Origin of the sequence: Rhodoligotrophos defluvii (genome assembly GCF_005281615.1) — a bacterium.
GTDB lineage: Bacteria > Pseudomonadota > Alphaproteobacteria > Rhizobiales > Im1 > Rhodoligotrophos > Rhodoligotrophos defluvii.
Genome location: NZ_SZZM01000002.1, coordinates 403,544 through 422,653 on the forward strand (window position 1 = coordinate 403,544; position 19,110 = coordinate 422,653).

The following is a 19,110-nucleotide window of genomic DNA, read 5'->3' on the forward strand; positions in this document are numbered from 1 at the left end:
GCTTGCTTGGCTCTGATCCTGAACGCGGCGCTCAGGTCGGTTCCCGAATTGCAGTCGAGAAGATCTCGCGATGCGCTCGAACGGTATCGAAGATCCGGCGCCGCGCAGTGGCGACCCGGGCCACATCCCGCCCATCCGGGTGCGAAACGAGCCAATATGTGCGGCTATAGCAGATATGCGGAAGCACGAGGCGGAGCGTGGGAAGCCGCCACGCCATGTAATTGGGCAAGATGCCTACGCCCACGCCGGCAAGCACGGCCTCGAGCTGGGCGGCCACGCTCGCGCATTCATAGGTCGTCTGCGCCTGTTTGGCGATCTCGTGGAAGAAATCCATGGTCGGATATGTAAACTCGAGGATCGGGGTCACCACGATGTGGTCGCGCAGATCGCTGAGCTCGTTAAGGGTCTCATCGCGCTTGGCATAGTTGTCGGAAACGAAGAGGTTGAGCTGATAGTCGATCAGGCGCTGGCAAATGAGCCGGCCGTCGGTCGGGGGCTGAAGCGTGACGGCGATGTCGACCTCGCGCTTGGAAACCGAGAAATCCTTGGGCAGCGGAAGGAGCTTCAGATTAAGAGCGGGATGCGCTCTGATCATCTCTCCCATCATCGGCGCAAGGAAATAGGTCCCGAAACCGTCTGCAGCTCCGATCTTCACGGTGCCTGAGAGCTCGAGATTGGAATCGGCCACGGCTGCCTCGATGCTCAGCACGTCGGCTTCGACCCGCTCGGCCATCGGCAGGAGCTGTTCGCCCGCCGGCGTCAACACACAGCCCACCGGACTTCGCTCGAAGAGGCGTGCCTGAAGCTGCTCTTCGAGCGCGTTCAGGCGCCTGCTCACCGTCGCATGGTCAAGCCGCAGCGTAGTGGCTGCCGCCAGGATCTGGCCCGAGCGAGCCACCGCGAGAAAGATCTTGATGTGATCCCAGTCAAGCTTCATAGGCTTGAGGTTGCCTGCATTTTTCGCAGCGTCAATAGTCTCGGACCCCATGCGGCGCGAAACCGGTCCTGCTAGACCCCTCCGCCGCTTTCGTCTCGAAACCTGCCGCCGGGCATCTCGCGCGAAGCCAAAGGCCTAACTGCGCATATTGGTTCTGCCATATTCCGCGTTGATCCCTTTGCTGTGCTCTACCCAGACTCCCACCAAAGATGCGCGACGAAAGGTTTTGCTGCTCGTTCCGAACGACCCAGCGATGCGAAGCCATTAGCAGGTCACAGGCATCACAAAAGAACAATAATGGGAGGATTTCGCCAGATGAAGCAGCTACTTGCATGCCTCGCCCTCACCTTGGCTCTCATCGGCGGAGCGACCACGCCGTCAGCTTCGGTGGAACTCGTCTTCGCCCACGGCTACCCGACCACGCACCCTCTGTCGGTCACCTATGACCGCTTCATCGCATATGTGAAAGACAACAGCGACATCAAGCTGACGGTCCACCCCGGCGGCTCTCTCCTCAATCTCATGGAAACCTCCCCCGGCCTGAGAGACGGCGTTGCGGATATCGGAACGGTTCTCACGCCCTATTACCTGGCCGAATTTCCGAATTCCAACCTCATCGCCAACTTGTCGATGCTGGTGACAGCCGGTCAGCCCCACCAAGCGCCCGGAGCGGTGATGGCCGGCGCCACGATGGAATACATCTTCAATTGCAAAGATTGTCAGGCTGACTATGCCGCGCAGAACCAAGTCTACCTCGGATCGCTGTCGACGGCAGGGTTCGACCTGCTCTGTCGCGAGCCCATCAGAGCGATCGGCGGCGTCAAGGGGAAGCGGCTGCGGTCGGCAGCAGCAAACTTCGGCCGCTGGGCGGAGCATTTCGGAGGCATCCAGGTGTCGGTGCCGGCCAACGAAATCTACGAAGCACTGTCACAGGGTATCGTCGATTGCGCGATGAACTCGATCTCCGAGTTGACCGGCTATCAGCTCCATGAAGTCATCCGCTCGGCCACGATCGGCTTCCTCGGCGGCGTTTTCGCGGGCGTGGATCCGCACAACGTCAATCGTGAAACCTGGCAGGGCCTGTCGGAGGACCATCGCAAGGTCCTGCTTGAAGCGTCCGCCAGGGGTGTGGCGGCCGCAACCGCGAACTATTATCGGGTCTCGGCGGAGAACATCAAAAAGGCCCCGGGCATGGGCGTGGAAATCATCAAGGCTACAGATGAAATGATCGCCGCCAATAACGAGTTCGTGCAGAAGGACATTGCCGTAATCGAACAACAATTTACACGGGAATACAGGGTCAAGGACGCCGCTCGCAAAATAGAGCATGCGCGCGGACTCATTGACCGCTGGCGAGCTTTGCTGGCCAACTGGGATGGCACAGAAGAAAGCCTTTACAAGCTGTACAATGACGAGATTTTTTCGAAAATCGACGTCTCGACCTACGCCATGAAATGAACGCGCCCGGACGACTTTCGAACCGCCAGGCGTGATGCACAGCGCAACGCTTCCTCGACCATCCGCCCAGGTGGAGTATCGACTCATAAAATAACAAGGGAAAACGCCATGAGGAAATTACTATGGGCCACTACCGTCGCACTCGTCTTTGGCGCTACCGCCGGAACCTCGATCGCAAAGGACCTTGTCCTTTCGCACGGATATCCGACCACCCACCCTCTCTCGGTGACCTATGAGCGGTTCGCCGATTACATCGCCAAGAATAGCGACATAAAGCTCACCATCCATCCAGGCGGCGCATTGACGAGCCTCACCGAAACGTCACCGGCAATCCGGGACGGCGTTGTCGACATGGGAACCGTGAACCCGCCCTATTACCTGGCCGAGTTCCCGAACTCTAATCTCGTCGCCAATCTTTCCATGCTGGCGACCGCCGGTGAGGCGGTAAAGGCGCCCGGCCCGGTGATGGTCGGAGCGACCATGGAATATATCTTCTTCAACTGCGAGGACTGTCAGCGGGATTACGAGCAACAGGGACAGGTCTATCTCGGCTCTCTGTCGACGTCCACATTCGACCTTCTATGCTCGAAGCCCATCCGGTCGGTTGCGGATGTACGCGGCAAACGGTTGCGGTCGGGCGCCGCGAATTTCGGCCGCTGGGCCGAACATTTTGGCGGCGTACAGGTCCAGCTTCCCGGAGGCGAGATCTACGAATCGCTTTCACAGGGCGTCGTGGATTGCACCATGCAGTCGGTCTCCGACATGACGGGCTACCAGTTGAAGGAAGTGGCCAAGTTCGCGACGCTCGGCTTCCTCGGCGGGGTCTTCTCCGGTATCGACCCGCATAACATCAACATCAACACCTGGCGCAGCCTCACCGATGAGCAGCGGCGCGTTCTCCTCGACGCGTCCGCCCGCGGCGTGGCAGCAGCGACCCAGAACTTCTACAAAGTTGCGAAGGACAATGTCGACAACGCCTCGGAGCTGAAGATCGAAATTATTCCGGCGACCGATGAGATGGTTGCCGCGAACCAGAAGTTCGTCGAAGAGGACATGAAGGTGATCGAACGCCAGTTCTCGGAGGAATACGGCGTCAAGGATACGAAGGCGAAGATCGAAAAGATCAGGGCTCTGATCAACCGGTGGAAAGGTCTTCTGGCTAACTGGGACGGCAAGGAAGAGTCACTGGCCAAGTTGTTCTCGGACGAGATCTTCTCGAAGATCGATGAATCCACGTATGGCATGAACTAACGTGGCGAAACGAGCCCCCGGGGCGGCACGCGCCGCCCCTATCTGCCATTGGCATTCGAGATCGTCAAAATGTTTCAACTCGGCCGTCTCCTCGGGCGCACCATCGATGTCACGAGCTTCCTCGCTGGCCTCGCCGTGCTCCTGATGATGTCCCAGATCACCATTGACGTTGCCGGCAAGTACCTCCTCGACATACCTGTTCCCGCAACGATCGCCATGGTGTCCAACTACTACATGGTAGTGGTGGCGTTCCTGCCGTTGGCGCTGGCAGAGCGGCGGAACGATCACATCTCCGTCGAGCTCTTCACCGAAGGCTTGCCACGCCCGGCGCAGCGCCACCTCCATGCCTGGACGTGCCTCTTCTCCGCGATCGTCTTTGGCTTTCTCGCCTTTGCGGGTTGGGAAGAGGCGAGCACGAAACATGCAATCGGGGCGTTCATCATCGAACGGGCCCAGCGCATTCCCGTGTGGCCGTCCTACTACCTGCTGCCGATAGGAAGCGCCTTGATGGCGCTCACTCTCCTGTATCGGTTCCTGATCTATCTGTTCGGGGCAAAGAGCGGTCTCGGGCAAGCAGAGATCAACACCAGCGCCGATACCAGGGACGAAGATACAAAGATTCGCCCATGACGAACCTGGACATCGGCCTTTCCGGCCTGGGCGTACTCGTCGCCATGATTGCGCTGCGGGTGCCGATCGGCGTGGCGCTCCTTAGCGTGTCCTTCGTTGGAATTTGGCTTGTGGCAGGAGACCGGGCGGCGTGGGGGCTGCTGCGCGGCATTCCCTACAGCTTCGCGGCGAACTGGACTCTCAGTTCGGTGCCGATGTTCCTGCTCATGGGGTTCATCTGCTACCACGCAGGGATCACGAAGGGTCTTTTCAACGCAGCCCGCCTGTGGCTGTCGCGACTGCCCGGAGGGTTGGCCGTCTCCGCCGTTTTCGGCGCGGCGGGATTTGCCGCTGTGACCGGATCGTCGGTTGCGTGTGCGGCCGCGATGGGCCGCATCGCGGTGCCCGAGATGATACGCTATCGCTACGACCCGGCTCTGGCGACGGGAACGGTCGCCGCCGCCGGCACCATCGGCGCTCTGATCCCGCCAAGCATCCTGCTCATCATTTACGGGCTCTTTGCACAGACGCCGATCAGCCATCTTTTTGTCGGCGGGTTCAGCGCCGGCATTTTGACCCTCCTTGGCTATGTCCTGGTTATCATGGTTCGCGCCAAGCTCAATCCCGCGCTCGCCCCGCCTCTCGAGGAGAGGCCGTCCTTTCGTGAGAAGGTCTACGTCCTGCGCGACGTCTGGCCGGTTGCCCTCTTGATCATCGGCGTCTTTGGAGGATTGCTCAGCGGCCTCTTCACCGCAACGGAAGCCGGCGGAGTGGGTGCCGCACTGGCGATTATTATCGGTCTGGCAAGGCGCTCGCTCTCCTACGCTGGGATCAAGAACTCCGTGGTCGAGACGATCGTGACCTCCGCTGCTATTTTCTTCATCTCCATCGGGGCCAGCATGTTGACCCGTTTCCTAGCCTTCAGCGGAGTGGGCGCCTTCCTCACCGATCTCATCGTTGGCCTGGGCCTGGACCATTTCCTGCTGATGCTGGGGATCTCGATCCTCTATCTGTTGCTCGGAATGTTTCTGGAACCGATCGGCGCGATGCTGCTCACATTGCCGGTCGTGCTGCCGATCATCCAGGCTGCCGATCTCAATCTCATCTGGTTTGGCGTGGTGCTGGTGAAGTTTCTGGAGATCGGGATGATCACGCCACCCATTGGACTGAACGTCTTCGTCATCAAGGGGGTCGTCGGAAACCTCGCTTCCACCACGAATATCTTCCGGGGAATCATGTGGTTTCTCTGTGCCGATCTTGTCATCATTGTCATCCTGATGGTGTTTCCAGACATCATCCTGTTCCTGCCTAGCCTGCTGAACCGCTAAGTCACGCAATCGACGAGCCAGCGACGGCGTCCGGCCACAGACGGTATCGGCGCGTGTCGATCTCCCGCCTGAGACGCCGGAGCCAAAGACCAGACCTGAGGGGACAAACGCCCATCTTCGCGCAACGGGTGATCATGCCTTCCTGTTGCAGGTGATCTTGGTGCGAGTGTCAATTGAGGAACGAAATGATCGGACTTCCGGGCTGACTGCAAGCCGTGCTGCTCATGTCACGCGAACCAAATCAAGCAGTCGGCATTACGCCGCGCCAATCTGACGAGTACTGCGGGCCGGCAAAGGGAAGTAGCAAGGGAGACGCACTGTCATGGAGTTCGGCATTTTCAATTTGATGGGCTATCGCACAGGCGGCGCCTCAACCCACCAGATTCTCCATGAGGCCGTCGAGATGACGAAACTCGCGGACCAGGGCGGCATCGGGATGGCGTGGTTTGCCGAACACCATTTCTCCAATTACGGCATCTGCGCATCGCCGCTCATCATGGCCGCCCATTGCGCGCCACAGACCAAGAACATTAAGCTCGCGACCGGGATTCTGGTCTTGCCTCTCTATTCGCCAGCGAGGCTGGTATCTGAAATCGCCATGGTCGACTCGCTGTCGGAGGGCCGCCTGGTCCTGGGTATCGGCACCGGCTATCAGCCTTTCGAGTTCGAGCGCTTCGGAGCTGACCTCTCCCAGTCGAAGGAGCTGTTCACCGAGTTCGTCGAGATCATCGAGCAGGGGCTGACCCAGGAGTTCGTCGAATTCAGAGGCAAGCATCTGTGGCTGCCCAAGACGCATATCTCGGCGCGGCCATATGGTTCGAAGCCGGAAATCTGGGTTGCAGGCCATGCGCCGCAGATCCATCAGGAGGCCGCACGCCGGGGCTATCCGATGATCGTCAATGGGCGCTTCCAAACAATCGACGAGGTGGCGCGCAACAGGCCGTTGCTTCGGGACGTGCTGGCGGGGCAAGGCGTCGATCCGGACACGCTCCATTGGGGCCTCCTCCGCTATTGCTGTGTCGCTGACAGCCGCGAAGATGCTCTCGACTTCGCCGAGAACGCGCGCTGGCAGTTACGCGTCGCTGGGGCCCTGCGCCGCAGGGAAGAAGTCCAGAAGGGCCATATGATCATGGGAGATACCCCGTTTCCGAACGAGCAGACGCTGGAACAGATCCTCGACAGCCAGATGATCGGCGATGTCGAGACCTGCATCCAGCGAGGGGTCGAAGAGATACGCAAGACCGGCGTCAACCACATCTCGCTTTACTTTCAGCTTGGCGATTACGGCCACGACCGCGCCATGCGCTCGCTCGAGCGGTTCATCACCGAGGTGATTCCGGGCATCGAGAAGGAGCTGGGACCGCTGTCTCAGGTACCCTCCGCGCCACAGCCTGCAACCGGATCAGGTAGCACATTCAACCGAGCGACCGCCTGAACCAACGAGAGATCCTGGGAATATGAGGGACAGTGTCATGGCTAACGCCGACGAATTGCCGTTCAGCCTTGCCGGGATGCGCGTGCTCATCACCGGCGCGGACGGAGGAATGGGTGTCGCCACAAGCAAGCTCTGCGCGCGCTTGGGAGCGGATCTCATCCTGGTGGATCGGCAGAAGCCCACCGGACTGGCAGAGGCCCTGCCGCTGGCCTCCTCGCAAACGGTATCCGCCGTTTCCTGCGATCTGTCCGATCGCGCACAGGTCGATGCGATGGCGAAGGCGACGGGGCCGGTGGATGGCATCGTCGACCTCGCAGCGGTCTGTCCCTATAACGATTGGCATGAGGCGGACTGGAACGACACCCTGCTGGAGGTGATGGCGATCAATGTCGGGGGCCCCATAAACCTGCTGCGGGCCTATTTCCCCGCGATGGTCGAGAACCGCTTCGGCCGTGTCGTGCTAACGGGATCCCTCGCCGGGCGGACAGGCGGGCTGCGGGCGGCGCCCCATTATTCGGCATCCAAAGGCAGCGTTCACACTCTCGTTCGGTGGTTCGCGCAGCGCGGCTCTTCGCACAACGTTCTAGTCAACGGAATTTCGCCCGGAACGACCGACACACCGATGATGCGCGGTCAAGGCTACGATCCATCGGCCTTCCCGCTAGGCCGCTTCGCCACGCCCGAAGAAATGGCGGGACCAATCGCATTCCTCTTGTCTCCCGCAGCAAGCTTCGTCGCCGGGGTGATTCTCGACGTGAATGGCGGCATCCACTACTCCTAGAATGCCATTCGCCAAGGGGCGGATCATGATCTACAGGACGATCAAGAACACCCGCATCCCGGCGCTCGGCTTCGGAACATTCGGCCTGAACGGCGCCGAGGGTCTGGCGGCCATCGAATGCGCTCTGGAGACGGGATATCGGCACATCGACGCGGCGATCCGCTATGGCAACGAGGCTGAAGTTGGACAGGCAATCGCCTCGTCGCGCGTGCCGCGCGAGGAGATCTTCCTGACAACCAAGATCTGGTATGGCGATCTCACCCCCCAGGTTATTTTCGATTCCACGCGAGAAAGCCTCGATCGCCTCAAGACGGATTTCGTGGACTTGCTTCTGATTCACTGGCCAAGCCCGGACATGGACCTTGGGCGGGTTCTGGACGCACTGGCAGAGCTCCAATCAGAAGGGCTGGCACGCAACATCGGCGTGGCGAATTTCCCGACGGCACTGATGCGTGCTTGCGTCGAAGATCACGGCGCTGACCTCCTCACCAACCAAGTCGAGTACCACCCTTTCCTAAACCAGAGCGCCGTGTATGACCTGTGCCGGCGCTACGGAATGCTGCTGACCGCCTATCTGCCGCTTGCTCGGGGAGCGGTCATGGACGACCCCGTGCTGCAGGAGATCGCCGAAAGCCACGGCAAATCCGCCGCCCAGGTCACGCTGCGCTGGTTGCTGCAGCAAGCGGATGTCGCCGCCATCCCCCGCTCGTCGAAGCCGGAGCACATCCGATCCAATTTCGACGTGTTCGATTTTGCTCTGAGCGAGGAAGAGATGGCCCGTATCGGCGCGCTGCGTGGTGGCGGCCGCATCGTGAATGTGGAATGGGCGCCCGAATGGGACCCGGCGTGAGCGCAAGCGTCGCGAGCCTCATCACAAGACAGCAGGGGGAGTGCTTTTAATGTATGAGATCTCCGGACGCTCCGCACTCATTACCGGTGCGGGATTGGGCATTGGCCGTTCGATCGCTCTGCGCTTGGCCGCGGAAGGCGTCAATCTGGCCTTGTTCGACCTGCACGAAAGCGCACTCGGTGAAACCGCCGGTCTGGCGCGCTCCGCCGGCGTCAAGGTCGCTGCTCACGTGGTCGACGTGTCGGACGCGGCTGCCGTCGACACCGCGACGGCAGACGCGGGCACGACGCTCGGCGGCTTCGATTATCTGGTCAACAATGCCGCCATCTCGCACCGCAATTCCATCATAGAGGCCGACGCGGAGCATTTCGGCAAGGTGATGAGCGTCAATGTCTGGGGTGTGTTCAATTGCTCCAAGGCGGTCCTGCCCGGCATGCTGAAAGCGGGTCGGGGCAGCATCGTCAACATCTCGTCCTGGGCGGGAAAGACGGCGCTGCCGCAGTACTTTGCCTATTGCACGTCGAAATTCGCCGTCATCGGCATGACCCAGGCCATGGCTGTGGACCTCGGCCAGCACGGCATCAGGGTCAATGCCGTGTGCCCGGGCATCATCATGAACACGCCGACGCGCGACATGGCGGAGGCCGAAGCGAGAGCGCGCGGGTTGCCGCCGGCAAGCGAACGGGCGAAAACCGTACCGATGCGGCGGCTTGGCGAACCGGAAGACGTGGCCAATTGCGTTGCTTTCCTGCTCTCGGACCAGGCCGATTACCTCACAGGGCAATCGATCAATGCCACCGGCGGCCTTTGGACAAATTAGGATGGAAGGAGCAGCTGCGAACCCACATCTGTGCGCAATCGTTGTGCTAAAATCAACGTTGACCGCCGCCTAGCTGCCCGGGAAACATTTCGTTTCAAAATGTGTCGGTTCCGCCCTGCTCCCGATTTCGGGGAGGAACAGGAAGAGGCATGAATGAAGCGGCTGGCTGGGAAGGCGTTCGTCATAACAGGCGCGGGGTCGGGCATTGGTCAGAGCAGTGCCCTTCGCCTCGCTGAAGAAGGCGCAGGGGTTCTTGCGGTCGACCAGTCGATCGAATCGGTGAACGCGACGGCCGCGATGGCGCGTGAAGGAAGCGGCCGCATCATTGCATTCCAGCAGGACATCACGGCGGCCGACGGCCCAAAAAGGATGCTCGGTGCGGCAATCCAAGCATTCGGGGATGTGGACGGCATCGTGAACAATGCCGGCATCGGGGCGGCCAAGTCCGCTCATCTGACCACGGATGAAGAGTTCGACCGCTTTATGGATGTCAATCTGCGGGCGCTGTTTCGTCTGTCACGAGACTTCATCCTGGAGCGACGCCGTAAGGGTGGCATCATCGTCAATCTGGCATCGGTCTTCGGTTTGACGGGATATCCCGGCAGCGCGCCCTATTCCGCGACCAAGGCCGCCGTAATCGGTCTGACGCGCCAGATGGCGGCAGATTACGGGCGGGACGGCTTCAGGGTCAATGCGGTGGCGCCGGGGATGATCATGACGCCGATCCATAGTGAGGAACGCCAGAAATCGAATCCGGAATATTATAGATCCTTCGTCAATGGCACGCCGATGGGTGTGACGGCGGACGCATCGGTCATTGCATCCGCCATCGCATATCTCTGCTCGGATGACGCCAAATTCGTCTCTGGGCATGTTCTGGTGGTCGACGGCGGCTGGCTCTCCACCAAGCGCGACCTGCCTGTGGAAGAAACGCCCGCGGGCTATCACTTCGCATAGCCGGCGGAACTTCCCGAATGCTGCGGCTCTGGTCGGGCCGCGGGCAAGGACCCGAATCTGAAGCTGAGAGGGCTGCTTATGCGCGGACTGCACGAAAAGGTCTTTATCGTCACGGGCGCAGGGTCGGGCATCGGGCGCGCAAGCGCCCTCCGTCTTGCCGAGGAGGGCGCCTTTGTGCTGGCGGTCGACAGGGATATCGACAAGGCGACCGAAACCGTCGGCCTCAGCCAGGGCGCGACGGGAAAGGTCCAAGCCTTCGCGCAGGACCTCACGGAGAATCAGGCTCCGCAGGCCATCCTGCAAGCGGCGCGGGACGCTTTTGGAGAGCTCGACGGCCTGGTCAACAATGTCGGGCTCGGCAGTCCGAAATCAGCTCTCGACGAACCAGACGAAGAACACGACAAGTACATGAACATCAATTTCCGGACGGTCTTCCGGATGTCGCGCGACTTCATCGGCTTCAATATGCACCGGGGGGGCTCGATCGTCAGCATCGCTTCCACCTTCGGCCTCGTCGGTTTTCCCGGCGCCGCCACCTATTCGGCCGCAAAGGCTGCGATCGTTGGCCTAACGCGCCAACTGGCCGCCGAATACGGCGAGCACGGCTTTCGCGTGAATGCGGTTGCACCTGGCCTCATCATGACGCCGGCCCATACGCTGGAGCGCCAGACCAAGAACAAATGGTTTTATGACTCCTACCTCAACGGCACCCCGCTCAAGGTCGCGGGCGATGCGGATGCGATCGGCGCGGCCGTCACGTTCCTGTCATCCGCCGACGCCGGCTTCATCACCGGACAAGTGCTTCCCGTCGATGGTGGCTGGACCATCACGAAATATGCATTTGCGGATGATGGACGCGTGCGAGCGAGATAAGCACCGGCGGGCTCTTATGCATCGAGCGGGCTGGGCGCCGCCTCCGTGTCATCACCTATCTGACCACACCGCAAGCTCATAGCCGTCGGGATCGGCGAAATGGAAGCGGCCGCCCGGGAACGAGTAGGCAGGCTTGATGATCTTGCCCCCGGCCTCCTCGAGGCGGCGCTGGGTTTCGGCGAGATCGCTCGCATAGACATCTAAGCTGCCACTGATCCTGGCCTCTGGACCGGCCAACGCCAAGGCGACCTCTTGCGCCCCTAAAGCAGTCCAAGACAGGCGTCCGCGTGTGATCCTGGTGGGAGCAAGGCTTCGTAAAGCGCTTGATGCGGCATCGCGTAAGGACCTCCACATCCTTCTAAACTCGTCCGGCAGACCGTGGACAGAAAATGGCCTCCGCTCTCTCCTGGGGTAAGGCATATAAGGCAGCTGGCATGGAAGGTGTAACCTTCGACGACCTAAGAGGAACGGCTGTCACACGCGTCCTCTGGTCGGTTGCACCGAAGCCGAAATCGGCACGCTCACTGGCCACAGCTTGAGAGACGTGCGCTCGACCCTAGGTGCTCACTACCTGCATCGCGACCCGGAACTCGCGCGATCGGCGATTAGGACGCTCGAAGCAGGAACAACATTCGCGAATGAGTTCCCGAACGACAGGTTTTGTTCTGTAGAAAAGGTGCGAAAAGTCTAATGAAATCAAGTGGCTGGGGGACTAGGATTCGAACCTAGACTGGCGGAGTCAGAGTCCGCTGTCCTACCATTAGACGATCCCCCAAGGGTGCGCGTTAGATATCAACGGGTTAGGCTGTCGTCAATCCCTCGGCTTGCACATGACTTGCAATCCCTGTTCTCGGCGCCCGCCGACCGCGTGCTCAACATGCCTAACCGCAGCGGACGAACACGGCTCCGTCTCCGGCGATCCTGACGCCGCTGATCGAAAGCGGTCCGTTCGGCGGCGGCTCCACCACCAGGGCATCCGGCGAATGCGCGCTTATCGGGAGCTCCCGATACGGCCTGTCGAAGATGAGGGCCGGATCCTCGCCGAGCCTGACATAGCCTGTCCGCGATTCGCCGTTGATGCGCGTCTCGATCACTTGCCCGCCGGCCGCATTGCCGCTGATCGCGAAGTCCGGCGACCGGCAGGACGAGCCTTTGGCCGTCCAGGACGCAAGGACATAGTCGCGCGTCAGCAGCGTAGAGTCCTGTCGCGGGGGCTGCACCCGCGTGATGTTTTCGACCTCGATGGTTGCAGCACCCTGCATGCAGAATGAGACCTCGGCAGTCTTGCCCGTCACCCGCACATAATCGCCCGCTTGGAACTGCGCTCCGGCCCCAACAAGACTGTATGTCTGGCCGCCGGGCGTCTCCAACTGCAGGCATTCCGCACCGCGTGCAAGCCGTCCCTCTTCCGTCCGCATGCCGGCCCCGTCGTTCGGCGCATCGGGGTCGCGCCGTTCGACCACCTGCACCGGCCTGCTGACCTCCGTGCGGCCGTCTTGGGTGTGAATCACAAAGACGAGTTCGTCTCCGGGATCCGCGTTTTCGGGTATCCGCACCTGGGCTTCCACCTCGCCGTCGGCCTGCACCCGCGCCCGCTCGAGCGAGCGCCATTCCGACTCCGGCGGCCCGACGCCGATCTGCACCAATCGACCCGGCGTGTAGTTGCGGCCGCTCACCGTGATGGGCGCCCCGGGCCCGCCCGCTCGCGGCTGGACGCTGATGGTCGGTTCCCCGGTGATCGGGCCGTCCTGCCCGTCCGGCGCGACCCCCGGGATACGGATCGAAAGACCGATCCTCAAATCGTCCGCGTCGAGATCCGGATTGGCCGCGAGCAGAGCACCGACGCTCGTGCCATACCGTTCCGCCAGCGAGAATAGCGTGTCGTCCGGCCCAATCTGGTGGGTTTGCCGCGAGGGTGCCGTATCGCGGTGACCGCTATCGTCGCCCCCGCGGGTCGCTCCCGGTATGTTGAGCCGGGTCCCCACGGGTATGTCGTTCAAATCATCGATCTGCGGATTGGCGGCCTTAAGTTCCGACAGCTGGACCCGACACTGCTGCGTCACCTGGTACAAGGTGTCGCCTGGCTGCATGATGTATTCCTCGGCGCAGGGGCTCTGCGCCCCGGCACCTCCACCGGCGAGGAGGGCGACGGAAAACGCCGTGAGCACCCCGGAGGTTGAAAGCCATCCTCCCATATCCACGCTCCCTGTTCTGGCCTGAGCGCTGACTCCGCACACTGCGGCTGGCTTCATCTGCGCGCTGCGACGGCCTTTCGCCGGGCACGGAGGCCGGCTTGCTTGACGGCACAACAGTTCCGGGGCGCACGGGTTCCGACCTCGGGCGGGAAAGCGGCGGGCCCCGCCTCGCCGGAAAACCCGGATGTGTCGTCACGCCGCCGCTGATGGCCCAACCAGCAGAACCACCGGCAGCCTCGATCCGCCGTGCTAGCTCAGATGCGCATACCGACCGCTCGGCTGTTAAGTCCTGCGGCGAGCACATTGGCGAGGCTGCGGCCGGCATCACCCGTTTGGTCGAGGCTTGGGTTGTAGATGGTCACCTCCAGTCCCACGGCCTTGTCGCTCGCCAGGGCCATGCGCAAGACTGTGGCCAAGTCTTGCCAATCGAGACCGCCAGGGATCCTGAAGTCCACGGCGGGCATGATGGCGTCATCGAGCACATCGGCGTCCAGGTGGATGAAGAAGCCGTCGAGTTCTGGCCGCGTCAGGTGATCGATGGCGATACGCGTAGCGGCCTCGACGCCCATTTGCCTTATCCGGGGCAGGTCGAGGGCGAGAAGATCGGCTGGCAAAGGTTGGCTGCCATACGCGGCTTGGTCGTCGTGATCGCGATATCCAAAAGCGACCACATCGGCGGAATGGACGAGCGGACTTTCGCCTTCGAATTCGGTGACGATGGCCGGTCCGTGGCCGGTGACCCAAGCCAGGTCCATCGAGGCGCCTTCGCCATTGGGCTCGGCCTCAGGCTGAAAGAAATCGGCATTTCCGTCGATAAAGAGCAGGCCATGGCGGCCGCGTCGCCGCAGCGCGAGCATCGAACCGAGCAGGATCGTGCAGTCACCGCCAAGAACGATCGGGAACTCGCCAGTATCGAGCACCGGTCCAACCGCGTCAGCAAGCATGGGTGACCATCCTGCAATCTCATGCGCATTGAGGATGGTCGTTTGAGGATCCCGGGTTCGGCTCGTGGCCGGCACATGCACCCGGCCGGCGTGCCGGGCACCGATGCGGTCAGCAAGGCCAAGCTGCAAGAGCCTGTCGGACAAGCATTCAACGCCATCGGTGGAGAGGCCCAAAGTAGACGGCGCTTCAATGATGGCAAACGGGGCGGATCTGCTCATTGTCCGGTCTCCAAAACAAGGCCTTGATGTAACAAGCGCTGAGGCCTTCGACCTCGCGATCGGCGGTACGGGTCTGGAAAGCCGCCGGCGACGTGGTAGGCCGCGCCAAGCGATTTCGAAACGAAATTGACAGGCAGACTGTTCGATGGCGGATCTCGGGAACTGGCTTGCCTCTCCCGCTAACCGCGGTTGAAAATAAACAATCGATCATTTATACGAGATCAGTTGCGAGCGGAGGATGCGGGATGAGGCGGTTAGAAGGCCACACAGTGCTGATTACCGGCGGTGCGAGCGGGATCGGCGAAGCGACGGCCGGGCGACTGGCGGAAGAAGGCGCGCATATTCTGATTGCCGACCGGGATCAAGACGGGCTCGCCCGGCTGGTCGGCGCGCTCGAAGCCGCGGGCCGGCGCGTGGAAGCAGCCCATTACGACCAGAGCCGGCCGGAGACGATCACCGCGATGTTCGCCTCGCTGAGGCAACGGCATGCGAGACTGGACGCCTGTTTCGTGAATGCTGGCTATGGGCGCTATGGCGAGTTCCTGTCCGTGGACCTCGGAGACTGGCAGCGCCATATCGACGTCAATCTTACCGGCAGCTTCGTCGTCGCGCAGGAGGCCGCCCGCTGGATGGCGGACGCTGGAAACGGCGGCGCGATCATTTTCAACGCCTCGACCGCCGCCGCGCACGAGTGCGACCTGTTCGCCGCCTACGCCGCATCGAAAGCCGGCCTCCTGATGCTCGCCCGCACCATGGCCTCCGAGCTCGGCAGCTTCCGCATTCGGGTCAACGTGATCCTTCCCGGCGTGATCGCAACAGCTATGACAAAGGGGCTGCTGTCGGAGGAGAACTATGCGGAGACGGTCGCGGCGGAGACGCCGCTCGGCCGGTTCGGAACCGGCGCCGACATTGCCGCGGCGGTCGCGTTTCTCGCCTCCGATGATGGTGCGTTCGTCACGGGCACCACGCTGGTCATAGACGGCGGCCAGACACTGCACGGCTACCCCCGCTGGTTCGCCGCCGATTACCGGGAAAAGGGCCGACCGCTATGGCGCCCCTACCTGGTGAACGGACACAAGATGGCGTGATCGCACCCGCGCCCGGGGCCGCCCCGCGCGCCAATATCAAGAACACGGGAACTTGGGAGGAGTTGTCCATGGCCGCTATTCGCCCTGACCGTCACGAAACTGTCCTGCGCTATGTCTTGGAACAGCGCGCCCGCGATCATCCGGATCGCATCTATGTGGTGTTCGAGGATGATACCGCATGGACATACGCGCAGGCCCTCGAGGTGACGCGCCAGGTTGCGGCAGGGCTCGCGCGCCTCGGCGTGCGGCAGGGCGACCGCGTGCTGTCCTGGCTGCCAAACTGCCCGGAAGCGCTGGCCGTCTGGTTCGGCATCAATTGGCTCGGCGCCATTTATGTCCCCATCAACACTTCGTATCGCGGATTGCTGCTCGAGCACGTGATCAAGGCGTCTCGCGCCGAAATCATGGTGGCGCGCGCCGAGCTCGTGGACCGTCTGGCGGAGATCGACCGTGGCCGGCTCCGCCACGTCGTGGTGCACGGCAGGGCCATGCCCGAACCCATTGCTGGCCTCGAACTGCTCCCCCACGATCTGTTGCGGCAGGACCAGCGAACGGGTGAATTGGCCGAACCGATAGAACCCTGGCACACCCAGAAGATCATCTACACATCGGGTACCACCGGTCCCTCGAAGGGCGTGCTCTGCAGCTATTTCCACACGGCCACCTCGGCGGCCGCCGCCTTCGGCGAGAAGCCCGGCCTCGCGCCGCGCTATCTCGTTCAGCTGCCGCTGTTCCATGCAGGCGGCACCATCGGCTCCTACGCCATGCTGCTGTCCGGCGGCTCCATCGCCCTGTGGTCCGGCTTCCGCACGGACGCCTTTTGGGATTTCGTCAGCCGCAAGGAGGTGACGTGCTGCACCCTGCTCGGCTCCATGGCCACCTTCCTCAGCAAGCAGGAGCCTTCGCCGAAGGAACGCGAACACCGGCTCGCCTGGTGCTATGTCATCCCACTGATGGATGATGCTGCCGCCTTCACCCGGCGCTTCAACGTTCCCGTCTATTCGCTCTTCAACATGACCGAGACCTCCTGCCCCATCCTCACCGAAGCCAACCCCGCTGCGAAGGGAACCTGCGGCAAGCTGCGGCCCGGGGTGGACGCGCGCCTTGTGGACGAAAACGACATCGAGGTCGAAATCGGCGAGGTGGGCGAGCTGATCCTGCGCACCGACCTGCCCTGGCAGATGAATCACGGCTATGACGGCGCGCCGGAAGCAACCGCAGCGGCATGGCGCAATGGCTGGTTTCACACCGGCGATGCCTTCCGGCGCGATGCCGAAGGCAACTATTTCTTCGTCGACCGAATCAAGGACGCGATCAGACGGCGAGGTGAGAACATCTCCTCATTCGAGGTGGAAGCCGTGATCAGCCAGCATCCGGACGTGCTCGACGTGGCGGTTGTCGCCGTCCCGAGCGAGCATGGCGAAAACGAGGTCTTGGCCTGTATCGTGCCTCGGGCCGCACGTGAGATCGATTTGCCGGGGCTGATCGACTTCTGCTCTGCCCGGATGGCGCATTTCATGGTGCCGAGATTCGTCCGGATGTATGAGAGTCTCCCGACGACGCCGACCGGCAAGGTTCAAAAGGTGCTTCTGCGCCAGGCGGGCGTCGATGGCAGCACGTGGGATCGCGAGGCGCAAGGAATTCGGCTGCGCCGGGAACGATTCGGCTAACGCACGAGAGCCAGATGAGGGGTAGGCCAAGAAAGAAAGCCGCAGGGAGCTGGGAAGCCAACGAGTTCTCCGACGACCCCGGCACGCGCGAGCGGATGCTGGAGGCGGCGGCAGAGCTGTTCCTGCGCCAGGGCTTCGCGACGACCACCATACGCCAGATTGCGGAAAGCTGCGGGGTGACGCCCGGCGCCATCTACAATCACTTCAGCTCCAAGGACGAGATCCTCTACAGCATCATTTCCTTCACGCAGGGCACGGCGGAAAAGGAAATGCACCTCGCCCTGCAACGGGGCAGCGGCGATCCCAAAATGCGCCTTTACCAAGTCGCCCGGGCGCTCACGTCCATAAACTGCCGTTACCGGATCAACGCCCTGGCGAGCAACAAGGAATATCGCGGGCTTGAGGAGCCTTATCTCTCGGAAATCCTGGCGGGCCGGCGGCGCCTGCGCGGCTATATCGAGCGGGTGCTTGAGGAGGGTGGTGATGCCGGCGTCTTCATCCTGCCGCAGGTTGCCGGCAAGCCGTCCGCGCGCATTGCGGGTATAGCCATTGGCGACATGTGCATCCGGGCGGCAGAATGGTTCCGCCCGGACGGGCCCGCAACCGTTGAGGAGCTGGCACGGGAATATGCCCTTATGGCGCTCAGATGCGTCGGCGTGAATGACTTCATGCCGCCAGAGTGAGCCGCAGCCAACGTCCCTTCCCTACCGCCTGAGCAGCCGCAGCGCATTCTCGCAGAGCCAGGCCCGCTTCACCGCAGGCTTGAGGTCGAGAGCGGCGACTTCCCGCGCGAGGTCGCGGATCGACACGCCATTGACCCACTCGGTCGCGCCGAACATCACCTTGTCCACCATCATCCGGCCGCCCAGCAGCAGCATCGGTTCCCAGCCGGCGCCCGGCTGACCAATCATGCGCCCGCGATGCGTCGAGAATTCCAGATAAACGTTTCGATGCCTGTGGCACACGGCCACCATCTCGGCGATCCACGGCCAGCCGCCATGACCGGCGATGACGACAAGCTCGGGAAAGGCAATCGCCACCCTGTCGATCTCGCGCCACGTACAGAAATCGACCGGACGGGTGGTGGCGAAATGGTTGCCGGTGTGGATCCACAGCGGCACGCCGAGGCGCCTGGCGGTATCGTAAACGGGCGCCACGCTCGGATCATCAGGCTTCACGCCGTCAATGAACGGACAAAGCGTGCCCCCGCCCATGCCCTCATCTGCGACCAACCGCTCAAGCTCACGCGCGGCGAAGGCGGGCCGGCGCATGTCCAGGCCCGCCCAGGCCTGCAGGCGGCCATCGCTCCGGCGGGCGACGCCTGCCAGCCAGTCGTTGACGGTGCCTGCTTGCGGATGCAGCGCATCGAGACCGTGGACGACCTGAAGCGCGACGCCCTGCGCCTCCAGACTGGACAGATAGGCCGCTTCGCCCATAGACAGCGAGCCCCTCTCGACGAGCAGTTCGGCCGCGGCGAGGGGCGAGCGCGCGAGGGCCTCCCAGTAGTCGTCCTCGGCAACCCCGGCGAGGCTGCAGAAGCGATGGCCGAACCGATCGAGATAGGCCGGCACCTCCCTGGCGAACCAGGAGAGATAGGCGCGCCAGCCGTGGCGATCGAAATAGATGCCACACATGTCGACAATGCCGTCAATCAGATCGTCGATGCCGGATGCGGTCGGCTGCATGATCGATGTT

17 protein-coding genes, 1 tRNA gene and 1 pseudogene are annotated in these 19,110 nt (G+C 62.1%); 13 read left to right on the top strand and 6 right to left on the bottom strand.

Annotated features, from left to right (window positions below; all coding sequences use genetic code 11):
- Positions 1 to 31 precede the first annotated feature (31 nt).
- A complete protein-coding gene (locus E4P09_RS11050) occupies positions 32 to 937 on the bottom strand; it encodes a LysR family transcriptional regulator (RefSeq protein ID WP_137389657.1) in 906 nt (301 codons plus the stop codon).
- Positions 938 to 1,252: 315 nt separating this feature from the next.
- Between E4P09_RS11050 and E4P09_RS11055 the strand changes: the two genes are divergently transcribed.
- From E4P09_RS11055 to E4P09_RS11100, 10 genes are all read left to right on the top strand, one after another.
- Positions 1,253 to 2,395: a C4-dicarboxylate TRAP transporter substrate-binding protein gene (locus tag E4P09_RS11055; protein WP_170984365.1), complete on the top strand. Its 1,143-nt coding sequence runs from the start codon at positions 1,253 to 1,255 to the stop codon at positions 2,393 to 2,395.
- Between the two features lie 108 nt (positions 2,396 to 2,503).
- Positions 2,504 to 3,646: a C4-dicarboxylate TRAP transporter substrate-binding protein gene (locus E4P09_RS11060; protein WP_137389659.1), complete on the top strand. Its 1,143-nt coding sequence runs from the start codon at positions 2,504 to 2,506 to the stop codon at positions 3,644 to 3,646.
- 69 nt (positions 3,647 to 3,715) lie between these two features.
- On the top strand, positions 3,716 to 4,276 hold the full coding sequence (locus E4P09_RS11065) for a TRAP transporter small permease (RefSeq protein WP_137389660.1): 561 nt from the start codon (positions 3,716 to 3,718) through the stop codon (positions 4,274 to 4,276).
- Complete coding sequence (locus tag E4P09_RS11070; RefSeq protein WP_137389661.1) at positions 4,273 to 5,583, top strand: TRAP transporter large permease; 1,311 nt, start codon at positions 4,273 to 4,275, stop codon at positions 5,581 to 5,583. Before E4P09_RS11065 ends, E4P09_RS11070 begins: the two co-directional genes overlap by 4 nt.
- A 322-nt stretch (positions 5,584 to 5,905) precedes the next feature.
- The gene (locus E4P09_RS11075; protein ID WP_137389662.1) at positions 5,906 to 7,018 is read left to right on the top strand and encodes an LLM class flavin-dependent oxidoreductase; all 1,113 of its coding nucleotides are present in this window, start codon (positions 5,906 to 5,908) and stop codon (positions 7,016 to 7,018) included.
- 37 nt (positions 7,019 to 7,055) lie between these two features.
- Positions 7,056 to 7,799 carry an SDR family NAD(P)-dependent oxidoreductase gene (locus E4P09_RS11080; protein WP_170984366.1) on the top strand — a complete coding sequence of 248 codons (744 nt, stop codon included), beginning with the start codon at positions 7,056 to 7,058 and terminating at the stop codon, positions 7,797 to 7,799.
- A gap of 25 nt (positions 7,800 to 7,824) precedes the next feature.
- On the top strand, positions 7,825 to 8,649 hold the full coding sequence (locus E4P09_RS11085) for an aldo/keto reductase (protein ID WP_137389664.1): 825 nt from the start codon (positions 7,825 to 7,827) through the stop codon (positions 8,647 to 8,649).
- 49 nt (positions 8,650 to 8,698) lie between these two features.
- On the top strand, positions 8,699 to 9,469 hold the full coding sequence (locus tag E4P09_RS11090; protein WP_137389665.1) for an SDR family NAD(P)-dependent oxidoreductase: 771 nt from the start codon (positions 8,699 to 8,701) through the stop codon (positions 9,467 to 9,469).
- Between the two features lie 153 nt (positions 9,470 to 9,622).
- Positions 9,623 to 10,426: an SDR family NAD(P)-dependent oxidoreductase gene (locus tag E4P09_RS11095; RefSeq protein WP_137389666.1), complete on the top strand. Its 804-nt coding sequence runs from the start codon at positions 9,623 to 9,625 to the stop codon at positions 10,424 to 10,426.
- A 78-nt stretch (positions 10,427 to 10,504) separates the two neighbouring features.
- The gene (locus E4P09_RS11100) at positions 10,505 to 11,299 is read left to right on the top strand and encodes an SDR family NAD(P)-dependent oxidoreductase (protein ID WP_137389667.1); all 795 of its coding nucleotides are present in this window, start codon (positions 10,505 to 10,507) and stop codon (positions 11,297 to 11,299) included.
- Between the two features lie 51 nt (positions 11,300 to 11,350).
- Here the strand turns inward: E4P09_RS11100 and E4P09_RS11105 are convergent.
- The 4 genes and pseudogenes from E4P09_RS11105 to E4P09_RS11125 all read right to left on the bottom strand — a co-directional run.
- Positions 11,351 to 11,473: pseudogene (locus E4P09_RS11105) on the bottom strand (VOC family protein); the annotation flags it as partial.
- Between the two features lie 527 nt (positions 11,474 to 12,000).
- A tRNA-Gln gene (locus E4P09_RS11115) sits at positions 12,001 to 12,074 on the bottom strand.
- 106 nt (positions 12,075 to 12,180) lie between these two features.
- Positions 12,181 to 13,494, bottom strand: coding sequence for a LysM peptidoglycan-binding domain-containing protein (locus E4P09_RS11120; RefSeq protein WP_170984367.1), 1,314 nt, complete (start codon positions 13,492 to 13,494; stop codon positions 12,181 to 12,183).
- Between the two features lie 254 nt (positions 13,495 to 13,748).
- Positions 13,749 to 14,657 carry an arginase family protein gene (locus tag E4P09_RS11125; RefSeq protein ID WP_137389669.1) on the bottom strand — a complete coding sequence of 303 codons (909 nt, stop codon included), beginning with the start codon at positions 14,655 to 14,657 and terminating at the stop codon, positions 13,749 to 13,751.
- Positions 14,658 to 14,902: 245 nt separating this feature from the next.
- Here E4P09_RS11125 and E4P09_RS11130 point away from each other — a divergent pair, with 245 nt between their 5' ends.
- The 3 genes from E4P09_RS11130 to E4P09_RS11140 all read left to right on the top strand — a co-directional run bounded on the left by E4P09_RS11130 (position 14,903) and on the right by E4P09_RS11140 (position 18,098).
- Positions 14,903 to 15,745, top strand: coding sequence for an SDR family NAD(P)-dependent oxidoreductase (locus E4P09_RS11130; protein ID WP_137389670.1), 843 nt, complete (start codon positions 14,903 to 14,905; stop codon positions 15,743 to 15,745).
- A 68-nt stretch (positions 15,746 to 15,813) separates the two neighbouring features.
- Positions 15,814 to 17,415 (top strand): AMP-binding protein, encoded by a 1,602-nt coding sequence (locus E4P09_RS11135; protein WP_137389671.1) that lies wholly within the window; start codon positions 15,814 to 15,816, stop codon positions 17,413 to 17,415.
- 14 nt (positions 17,416 to 17,429) lie between these two features.
- Entirely contained in the window at positions 17,430 to 18,098 is a 669-nt protein-coding gene (locus E4P09_RS11140; protein ID WP_137389672.1) for a TetR/AcrR family transcriptional regulator, read from the top strand.
- Positions 18,099 to 18,119: 21 nt separating this feature from the next.
- Here the strand turns inward: E4P09_RS11140 and E4P09_RS11145 are convergent, their stop codons facing one another.
- The gene (locus tag E4P09_RS11145; RefSeq protein WP_170984368.1) at positions 18,120 to 19,100 is read right to left on the bottom strand and encodes an amidohydrolase family protein; all 981 of its coding nucleotides are present in this window, start codon (positions 19,098 to 19,100) and stop codon (positions 18,120 to 18,122) included.
- Between the last annotated feature and the right edge of the window lie 10 nt (positions 19,101 to 19,110).

What these genes read in the sequence shown, in the direction of transcription:
- E4P09_RS11050 (WP_137389657.1), bottom strand. Translation starts at nt 937, where the DNA reads ATGAAGCTTGACTGGGATCACATCAAGATCTTTCTCGCGGTGGCTCGC.
- E4P09_RS11055 (WP_170984365.1), top strand. Translation starts at nt 1,253, where the DNA reads ATGAAGCAGCTACTTGCATGCCTCGCCCTCACCTTGGCTCTCATCGGC.
- E4P09_RS11060 (WP_137389659.1), top strand. Translation starts at nt 2,504, where the DNA reads ATGAGGAAATTACTATGGGCCACTACCGTCGCACTCGTCTTTGGCGCT.
- E4P09_RS11065 (WP_137389660.1), top strand. Translation starts at nt 3,716, where the DNA reads ATGTTTCAACTCGGCCGTCTCCTCGGGCGCACCATCGATGTCACGAGC.
- E4P09_RS11070 (WP_137389661.1), top strand. Translation starts at nt 4,273, where the DNA reads ATGACGAACCTGGACATCGGCCTTTCCGGCCTGGGCGTACTCGTCGCC.
- E4P09_RS11075 (WP_137389662.1), top strand. Translation starts at nt 5,906, where the DNA reads ATGGAGTTCGGCATTTTCAATTTGATGGGCTATCGCACAGGCGGCGCC.
- E4P09_RS11080 (WP_170984366.1), top strand. Translation starts at nt 7,056, where the DNA reads ATGGCTAACGCCGACGAATTGCCGTTCAGCCTTGCCGGGATGCGCGTG.
- E4P09_RS11085 (WP_137389664.1), top strand. Translation starts at nt 7,825, where the DNA reads ATGATCTACAGGACGATCAAGAACACCCGCATCCCGGCGCTCGGCTTC.
- E4P09_RS11090 (WP_137389665.1), top strand. Translation starts at nt 8,699, where the DNA reads ATGTATGAGATCTCCGGACGCTCCGCACTCATTACCGGTGCGGGATTG.
- E4P09_RS11095 (WP_137389666.1), top strand. Translation starts at nt 9,623, where the DNA reads ATGAAGCGGCTGGCTGGGAAGGCGTTCGTCATAACAGGCGCGGGGTCG.
- E4P09_RS11100 (WP_137389667.1), top strand. Translation starts at nt 10,505, where the DNA reads ATGCGCGGACTGCACGAAAAGGTCTTTATCGTCACGGGCGCAGGGTCG.
- E4P09_RS11120 (WP_170984367.1), bottom strand. Translation starts at nt 13,494, where the DNA reads ATGGGAGGATGGCTTTCAACCTCCGGGGTGCTCACGGCGTTTTCCGTC.
- E4P09_RS11125 (WP_137389669.1), bottom strand. Translation starts at nt 14,657, where the DNA reads ATGAGCAGATCCGCCCCGTTTGCCATCATTGAAGCGCCGTCTACTTTG.
- E4P09_RS11130 (WP_137389670.1), top strand. Translation starts at nt 14,903, where the DNA reads ATGAGGCGGTTAGAAGGCCACACAGTGCTGATTACCGGCGGTGCGAGC.
- E4P09_RS11135 (WP_137389671.1), top strand. Translation starts at nt 15,814, where the DNA reads ATGGCCGCTATTCGCCCTGACCGTCACGAAACTGTCCTGCGCTATGTC.
- E4P09_RS11140 (WP_137389672.1), top strand. Translation starts at nt 17,430, where the DNA reads ATGAGGGGTAGGCCAAGAAAGAAAGCCGCAGGGAGCTGGGAAGCCAAC.
- E4P09_RS11145 (WP_170984368.1), bottom strand. Translation starts at nt 19,100, where the DNA reads ATGCAGCCGACCGCATCCGGCATCGACGATCTGATTGACGGCATTGTC.